The organism is Streptomyces sp. 8K308 (genome assembly GCF_004348315.1).
Classification (GTDB): Bacteria; Actinomycetota; Actinomycetes; order Streptomycetales; family Streptomycetaceae; genus Streptomyces.
This window is the reverse complement of record NZ_SMKC01000324.1, coordinates 1-7834: the sequence shown is the minus strand read 5'-3', so window position 1 is coordinate 7834 and position 7834 is coordinate 1. Positions and strand designations below refer to the sequence as shown.

Genomic DNA, 7834 nt, shown 5'->3' with positions numbered 1-7834 from the left:
CCCGGGCACCACCCCGCGGCCCCGGGCCTGGTACGCGCGGACCGGCGACCCCGCCGCGCTGCTCGACCGCTGGCTCCCGGTGCTGGCTCGCCGCTGGCGCCAACACGACCTGCGGTGGCCCGACGACGCGCTGGTGATCGACACGTACCACCAGCGCGTCAGGATCCGCTTCGACGGCGGCGCACCGGTCACGGCACGTGCCGAGCCACGCGGCGCGGCCGAGACCGACGCCGGGGCAGCGCACGCCGCGATCCCGCCCGGAGCCCTGCTCCAGATGCTGCTCGGCCAGCGGTCCCCCAAGGAACTGCGGGACATCTGGCCCGACATGATCGTGTCGGACGCCGCCACCGCGGAGTTCCTGGAGGCCGGGTTCCCCGCCGTACCGCCGGAGATGTGGGCGGTGGCCTGAGGCAGTGTGGTGCGCGGACGAGCGGACGGGCGGCGCGCACCACGAGCCGAGCCGCGCGTCACGCAGGTCGACCGGTCCGCGTGACGACGCCCGCCGACGAACTCCGGGTGCCGGGCGGCCCGGACAGGACCGGCCGCCGGCCCTTCCGCTGACAGCTTCAAGATCCGGTTCAAGATCCGGCTGGCGCTGTTCAGGCAATGCCCAGGCCGCCACGTTCGCCGCGATGCTGTTGGTTGGCATGGGCAGGCAGGCCGTACGTACGCTCTCGACGGCGGCTCCTTTCGGAACTCGCCTAAAACGCACGGCCCGTTCAGGGAAGATGTGGCCATGAGCGGGTGGAGCAGGGCCGTCATGGTGACGGGATCTGGCACGTTGCTGGTGGCGGTGATCGGCACGTGGGTCTGGGTGGATCTGGAGACTGCCAGCTGGGTCGCCAGTGTGGTGGGTGGTGTCGTGGGGATCGTCGGACTGGTCTGCGGACTGTTCGGTGTTCCTAGCGGCAGGTCCGTGCCAACGGTGTCCAACACGGGTAGCGCCACCGCGCGGGACGGAGGCTCGGCGAACACCGGCATCAAGATTGCAGGCGACTGGCCACAGGGGCACGTGCGGAACAGTGGCGAGGCCATAGCCGAGGGGCCGGGTAGCAGCGCGAACAGCGGGATCGACACCACGTGACGGCTGTCCGGCGATGTGCCGGGGTTGACGGGTGAGGACCGGAGGGGCAGCGCGGGATGGTGTGGGCGAAGAAGGACGCTGGTGTTTCGGGTACCGGGGACGCCAGCACGGAGGGTGGCGGTATCGCCAACACCGGGGTGCTGAACATCAACAGGCTGGTGTTGCAGCAGGCCGCCGGGCCGGAAGGCCTGAACCCGCAGGAGATTCGGGCCGCCTTGGCGCACTATGCCCGGCGGGTCAGAGAGGCCTACGGAAGGCTGGACCTGGAAGTCCTCACACCGATGTCGGACCAGGGTGAGCAGCAGACGATCGGGTTGCGAGAGGTGTTCGTCGCACCGTTGGTGCGGGAGGGGATGCCACCGGTGACACTGCCGCGGGAGCTGGTACAGCGGCTCGCGGACCGTGGTGAGTTCCTTGACCCGGCGGGCGTGCTTCCGGGAGTGGACGGGGCGCAGGTCGAGCGGGCGCAGGCGATGTCTGAGCGGCCGGTGGGACCGGTGCTCGAGGTGCTGGCCGACAGGCAGCACGAGCGGGTAGTCCTACTGGGCGATCCGGGCGCGGGAAAGTCCACCCTGGGGCGGTATCTCGTCCTGAAGCTGGCCCAGGACGCGGCGGGAGATGTCCCGGCCGCGCTCCGGGACAGGCTGCCGCTGATGGTGGAACTGCGCAGGTGCGCTGAGCCGAGGTGGCAGGACGCGACATTCGAGGACTTTCTCGATCACCTGCACAGCACCGAGGGCATGTCCGTGCCGCCGGCTGTTCTGCGATCCCTGTTGGCCCGCGGTCAGGTGGTCGTGGTCTTCGATGGTCTCGACGAGTTGTTCGACCCCAAGATGCGTAAGCTGGCCGCGCACCGTATCGCTGCCTTCGCCACGCGATACCCAGGCACCCGTGTGGTGGTGACCTCGCGGATCGTCGGCTACCAGCCCAGTGTTCTCGACGCTGCCGGCTTCACCCATTACACGCTGCAGGATCTGACGGAAGAGCAGATTGCAGAGTTTGCCCGCCTCTGGTACCGCACGGCCTGTCCGGAGGACGGTCAGCTGGCCGGGATCCTGGTGAGGCGAGTCACGGACGCGGTCGCGAACTCAAGATCGGTACGGGAACTGGCGGGCAATCCCATGCTGCTCACCATCTTGGCGATCATTGGGCGACGGCAGACCCTGCCGCGTGACCGGAGGGGCGTCTACGAGCACGCGGTGACCGTGCTGATCGCGCACTGGGACCAGGACTCCAAACACCTGAAGCCGGCAGGACACCCTGAGGTCCGTGACGCACTGGAGTGTCTGGAGGCCAGGGACCTGCTCGAGCTGTTGCGGCTGTTGGCCCGTCACATGCAGGCCGGCGAGGGCGGAATTGCCAGGAACCTCATCGACACCGACGAACTCGAGAGCATCATTCGCGACTTCCTCACGGACTTCGAATTTCCGCCCATGCAGGCTCGAACAGCGGCTCGGGCCATGGTGAACCGGCTGCGCGACAGGAACTTCATCCTCAGCAACTTTGGGAGCGGCGCCTACGGATTCGTCCATCGAACGTTTCTGGAATACCTCGCCGCCTCTGACATCACCCACCGCTACCAGTCGGAGCGGGAGTGGACACGGGAGGAGTTGGTCCGAGCCGTCCTCGGCCGTCGCGCCTCCGACCCCGCCTGGCACGAGGTGCTCCTCCTGGTCACCGGGCAGCTCAATCCCACTGACGCCGCCTCTCTCATTGGTCACCTCCTGGAGCTGTACCGGGCCTCACGCGACGATGCTCTCCTCGCCCTGGCAATTCGGGCCCTGGCCGAGATCCGCAAGATCGGCACCTCCGCCATGGTGCGGTGCAGCCAGAACGTGATCGATGCCCTGATCTGGCAGTTGACTCGGTGGCCTTGGGCGGCCAGCCGATTAAGCTCGGCTCAGCCGGCCGTAGCGACGTTCGGTGACTACTGGGCAGGTCGCCCTCGACTCCTGCGCTGGTTCCATCTCTACGGACAGTTCTCCAGCGGTGACACCGTTGGGGGAGAGCGAGATCTCCACCGGTTTGTCTTTTCCTTCTACCGTGCGCCAGGCACACCGACCGTCCTCGCCGCTCACTCCCCCAATCCAGAGGTTCGCGAGTCAGCACTCGACAACTCGCCCCGCACCTGGCCGGAGGAGATCCGCGACGAACTTCATCGCCTCTTCCTCGACCGCGCCACGAATGACCCCGAGCCGCGCCTGCGTGGCAGGGCGCTGCGCCTGCTGGCTGAGTACTGGCCGGAGGAGACGCGCGCCCTCTTCCTCGACCGCGCCAGGAACGATCCCGAGCGCTATCTCCGGGATGCTGCGCTGCGCTGCTGGCCGGGTACTGGCCGGAGGAGACCCGTTCCCTCCTCCTCGACCGTGCCACGAACGACCCCGAGCCGCACCTGCGTGGCAGGGCGCTGCGCCTGCTAGCTGAGTACTGGCCGGAGGAGACGCGCGACGAACTTCACCGCCTTCTTCTCGACCACGCCACCAACGAACCCACGCTCCACGTTCGCGATATTGCTCTGGCCCTACTGGCCGAGTACTGGCCGGAGGAGACCCGTGCTCTCCTCCTCGACCGTGCCACCGGATGCGTATCGGGAGCTTCCAGCCTCCTACCGCAGTGGACTGACCCGGGACCGAGCGTACGCCGTCTACCAGGCGATTCACGCAACCAGATACGCGGACGAGCTGCGCGACGCCCTGGAGGGAGCTGATTAGCGGATGCGGGAGGGCTCGCCGCGTGGCATGGCCGCGTGAGCCGGCGGCGAAGCCGCCACGGATCCGGCCCCGATCCGTGGCGTGGACCGTCGCGCGGAGCGCGAGAGAGGGTGGGTGGGGGAACATGCCGGCGCGGAGCGCCGGTCACTCCGGTGGGGACCCCGCGCGGGCGGTCAGTGGGGCCGGCGGCCGCCCAGTGGCGGGGTGAGCCAGCCGGGGGCGCGGGCGCGGAAGGCGTCGGGTGGCAGGGCCCCGGCGCCGGCCGGGATCGCGCCGAGGAGCGGTGCGTCCGCGACGCGCGGCAGGTCGTCGAGGTTGCAGCGGGCCGCCAGGTCGGGGCGGTGGGGCCAGCTGCCGATGACCACGCCGGGGCAGACCAGCCGCCTGGCGCGCAGCGCCTCCACCGTCAGGGCCGTGGTGTTGAGCGTGCCGAGCCCGGCCGTCGTCACCACGAGCACCGGCGCGTCGAGGCGGCGGGCCGCGTCGGCGAGCGTGCTGCCGCCCTCGTCGAACCAGACCAGCAGTCCGCCGGCGCCCTCGACCAGCACCAGGTCGTGGTCCTCGGCCAGGGCCTCGGCCGACTTGGCGATCTCGGCCGGGCCGACCGACGGCAGGCCGGCCCGCCTGGCGGCCGTCGCCGGCGCCAATGGATCCGGGTAGCGGGCGAGTTCGCGGCCGGTGAGAGGTCCGGCGAGCCGGACCACCTCGGCCACGTCGCCGGGTTGATCGGCCGTCAGTCCGGTCTGGGCCGGCTTGAGCACCGCGACCGAGCGGCCACCGGCCAGCGCCGTGGCCGCGATCGCCGCCGTGACCACCGTCTTGCCGATCTCCGTGCCGATGCCGCTGACGAAGAGGAAGGGACCGTCCATCTCAGCCGGCTTCCGCCGCCGCGCGAGCGGCCGCGCAGATCAGCGCGAGGTCCGTGTCGTCCGTGACGTAGGGCGGCATGGTGTAGATCAGGTCGCCGAACGGCCGCAGCCACACGCCGCGCGAGACCGCGGCGGCGGTGGCCGCCGCCATGTCCACCCGGTGGTCGAGCTGGATGACGCCGATGGCGCCGAGCACCCGGACGTCCCGCACCCCGGGGAGGTCGGTGGCCGGCGCGAGGCCGTCCCGCAGCCCGCTCTCGATCCGCTTGATCTCGGCGGCCCAGTCCTGACCGAGCAGCAGGTCGATCGAGGCGTTCGCGACCGCCGCGGCCAGTGGGTTGGCCATGAACGTCGGTCCGTGCGCGAGGACCGGGACCTCGCCGCGTGAGATCCCGTCGGCCACCCGCGCCGTGCACAGCGTGGCCGCCATCGACAGGTAGCCGCCGGTCAACGCCTTGCCCACGCACATCACGTCGGGGGCCACGCCCGCGTGGTCGGCAGCGAACAGCACGCCGCCGGTGCGGCCGAATCCGGTGGCGATCTCGTCGAAGACCAGCAGCACGTCGTGCTCGTCGCAGGCCTCGCGCAGCACCCGCAGATAGCCGGGGGAGTGGAACCGCATGCCGCCCGCGTTCTGCACCACGGGCTCGACGATCACCGCCGCCAACTCGCCGGCGTGGGCGGCGATCAGCTCGCGCAGGGACGCCGCGTAGGCGGGGTCCGGCCGCGCGTCGAAGCCGGGTGGCGGCGCGTCGGCGAACACCTGCCTGGGCAGCGCGCCCGACCACAGTCGGTGCATGCCACCGTCCGGGTCGCACACCGACATCGGGTGCCAGGTGTCGCCGTGGTAGCCGCCGCGCCAGGTCAACAGCCGGCGCTTGGCCGGTCGGCCGCGTGACCGCCAGTACTGGAGGCACATCTTGATGGCCACCTCGACCGAGACGGAGCCCGAGTCGGCGAGGAAGACGTGGCGCAGCGGTGCCGGGGTGATCTCGACCAGCCGGGTGGCGAGCCGCACCGCCGGCTCGTGGGTGAGGCCGCCGAACATGACGTGGCTCATCCGGTCGAGCTGGTCCCGCGCGGCCGCGTTGAGCACGGGGTGGCCGTAGCCGTGCAGCGCGGCCCACCAGGACGCCATGCCGTCCACCAACTCACGCTGCCCGAAGGCAGGTTCGGCAAGCCGGAGTCGGACGCCGGCGGCCGACTCGACCAGCAGCGGCTCGGCCGTGCCCGGCATCGGGGCGTAGGGGTGCCAGACGTGACGGCGGTCGAGATCCAGCAACTCCCGTGTCATCAGCGGATTTTGATCAGGCATTCGGCGCCACCTCGGTGCCGGCGCCACGGCGGCGCACCGCGACCAGGTCCGCCCGGTGCGGCGGCAGCGTCCGGGTCTCGATGCCCTCCACCTCGAAGCCGGCGTCGGCGATCATCTCCAGGTCGGCCCTGCCGGCCTGGCCCTCGCTGGTCAGGTAGTCGCCGAGGAAGATGGAGTTGGCCAGGTGCAGGGCCAGCGGCTGCAGCGACCGCAGGTGGATCTCCCGGCCGCCGGCGATCCGCACCTCGGCGTCCGGGCACACGAAGCGCACCATGGCCAGGACCCGCAGGCAGCGCTGCGGGGTGAGGTCCCACCGCTTGGCGAGCGGCGTGCCCTCGAACGGGATGAGGAAGTTGACCGGCACCGAGTCGGCGTCGAGCTCGCGGAGCCTGAAGACGACGTCCACCAGTTCCTCGTCGCGCTCGCCCATGCCGGCGATCAGCCCCGAACAGGCCGAAAGGCCTGCCGACTTGGCCTGCCGCACCGTGTCCACCCGGTCGTCGAAGCCGTGCGTGGTGCAGATGTCGCCGTAGGTCGCCTCGGCGGTGTTGAGGTTGTGGTTGTACGCGTCGACGCCCGCCTCCCGCAGCCGCTCGGCCTGGCCGTCGGAGAGCAGCCCGAGGCAGGCGCACACCTCCACGTCGGCGTGGCGCTCGCGGATCGCGGCGACCGTCTCGGAGACCCGCCGCACGTCGCCCTCCGTCGGCCCGCGCCCGCTGGCCACCAGGCAGACCCGTTTCGCGCCGCCCGCCACCCCGGCGCTGGCCGCGTCCGCCGCCTGCTCCGGCTTCAGCCAGGTGTACTTGAGGATCCCGGCCGTCGAGCCGAGCCGCTGCGAGCAGTACGAGCAGTCCTCCGGGCAGAGACCGGACTTCAGGTTCACCAGGTAGTTGAGCTTCACCCGCCGCCCGAACCACTGGCGGCGCACCTTGCCGGCGGCCGCGACGACGTCGAGCAACTCGTCGTCGGACGTGGCGAGCACCGCCAACGCCTCCTCGCGGGTGGGCAGTTCACGGCTGAGGCCCTTGGCCACCAGGGTGTTGAGCAGCTCCATGGGGTTGATCCTGGCGTAGCGGACACCGCCGCGGCAAAGGAGGAAGTCCATAAAGCGACAGGGGCGAGTGTGTCCACTGCCGCCTGTTTCGCAAGGGCGGCCACGGCTAGGTTTTATGAGCATTCAACAACCGCCGGAGGGGCTGACACATGCGTGACGACGCGTCAGAACGGGTCTTCGACTGGCTCGACGCCGTCGCCGAACAGCGCAGGTGTGCCGGCCTGACGCGCCAACTGCGCCCGCGCCCCGCGCACTCCACCGTCCTGGATCTGGCCGGGAACGACTACCTCGGGCTCGCCCGCCACCCCCAGGTGGTCGAGGCGGCGGCCGAGGCCGCGCGGCGTTGGGGAGCCGGCGCCACCGGCTCTCGCTTGGTCACCGGGACCACCGAGCTGCACGCCAGGCTTGAGGCCGAACTCGCGGAGTTCTGCGGCTTCGAGGCGGCGCTGGTGTTCTCGTCCGGCTACGCCGCCAACCTCGCCGCGCTCGCCGCCCTCGGCGGCCGGGACGCGCTGATCGTCTCCGACGCCGGCAACCACGCCTCGTTGATCGACGGCTGCCGGCTCTCCCGCGCCGAGGTCGCCGTGGTGCCGCACGCCGAGCCAGCCGCGTTCCGCAAGGCCCTCGGCGAGCGGGGCGAGCGGCGCGCGCTGGCCGTCTCCGACGCCGTGTTCTCGGTCGACGGCGACCTCGCCCCGCTCGAACCGCTCGCCGAGACCTGCCGCGCGGCCGGCGCCGCGCTGGTGGTTGACGACGCGCACGGGCTCGGCGTGCTGGGGGAGGGCGGCCGGGGCGCGGTGG

General features: G+C 71.1%; 7 protein-coding genes. 4 read left to right on the top strand and 3 right to left on the bottom strand.

Translation table 11 applies throughout. From position 1 onward, the window contains the following. The 3 genes from E1265_RS37410 to E1265_RS29865 form a co-directional block, all read left to right on the top strand. Positions 1 to 409, top strand: a 409-nt coding sequence (locus tag E1265_RS37410; RefSeq protein WP_207931264.1) for a hypothetical protein, incomplete at its 5' end; no start/stop codon positions are given. A gap of 351 nt (positions 410 to 760) precedes the next feature. Further along, positions 761 to 1084, top strand: coding sequence for a hypothetical protein (locus tag E1265_RS29870; protein WP_132934109.1), 324 nt, complete (start codon positions 761 to 763; stop codon positions 1082 to 1084). 56 nt (positions 1085 to 1140) lie between these two features. Continuing rightward, entirely contained in the window at positions 1141 to 3504 is a 2364-nt protein-coding gene (locus tag E1265_RS29865; protein ID WP_132934108.1) for an NACHT domain-containing protein, read from the top strand. A gap of 464 nt (positions 3505 to 3968) precedes the next feature. Here the strand turns inward: E1265_RS29865 and bioD are convergent, their stop codons facing one another. The 3 genes from bioD to bioB are packed head-to-tail and all read right to left on the bottom strand — an operon-like array spanning position 3969 to position 7033. Continuing rightward, positions 3969 to 4664, bottom strand: coding sequence for a dethiobiotin synthase (gene bioD, locus E1265_RS29860; protein ID WP_132934107.1), 696 nt, complete (start codon positions 4662 to 4664; stop codon positions 3969 to 3971). 1 nt (position 4665) lies between these two features. Then, positions 4666 to 5979 (bottom strand): adenosylmethionine--8-amino-7-oxononanoate transaminase, encoded by a 1314-nt coding sequence (locus E1265_RS29855; protein WP_132934106.1) that lies wholly within the window; start codon positions 5977 to 5979, stop codon positions 4666 to 4668. Continuing rightward, positions 5972 to 7033, bottom strand: a complete 1062-nt coding sequence (gene bioB, locus E1265_RS29850; protein ID WP_132934110.1) for a biotin synthase BioB — start codon at positions 7031 to 7033, stop codon at positions 5972 to 5974. The genes E1265_RS29855 and bioB overlap by 8 nt, the downstream gene beginning before the upstream one ends. A 149-nt stretch (positions 7034 to 7182) precedes the next feature. Between bioB and E1265_RS29845 the strand changes: the two genes are divergently transcribed. Then, on the top strand, positions 7183 to 7834 hold a 652-nt coding region (locus E1265_RS29845), incomplete at its 3' end, for an aminotransferase class I/II-fold pyridoxal phosphate-dependent enzyme (protein ID WP_132934105.1).

Excerpts from the sequence above, each read along its gene's own strand:
- E1265_RS29870 (WP_132934109.1), top strand. The coding sequence starts at position 761 with ATGGTGACGGGATCTGGCACGTTGCTGGTGGCGGTGATCGGCACGTGG.
- E1265_RS29865 (WP_132934108.1), top strand. The coding sequence starts at position 1,141 with ATGGTGTGGGCGAAGAAGGACGCTGGTGTTTCGGGTACCGGGGACGCC.
- bioD (WP_132934107.1), bottom strand. The coding sequence starts at position 4,664 with ATGGACGGTCCCTTCCTCTTCGTCAGCGGCATCGGCACGGAGATCGGC.
- E1265_RS29855 (WP_132934106.1), bottom strand. The coding sequence starts at position 5,979 with ATGCCTGATCAAAATCCGCTGATGACACGGGAGTTGCTGGATCTCGAC.
- bioB (WP_132934110.1), bottom strand. The coding sequence starts at position 7,033 with ATGGAGCTGCTCAACACCCTGGTGGCCAAGGGCCTCAGCCGTGAACTG.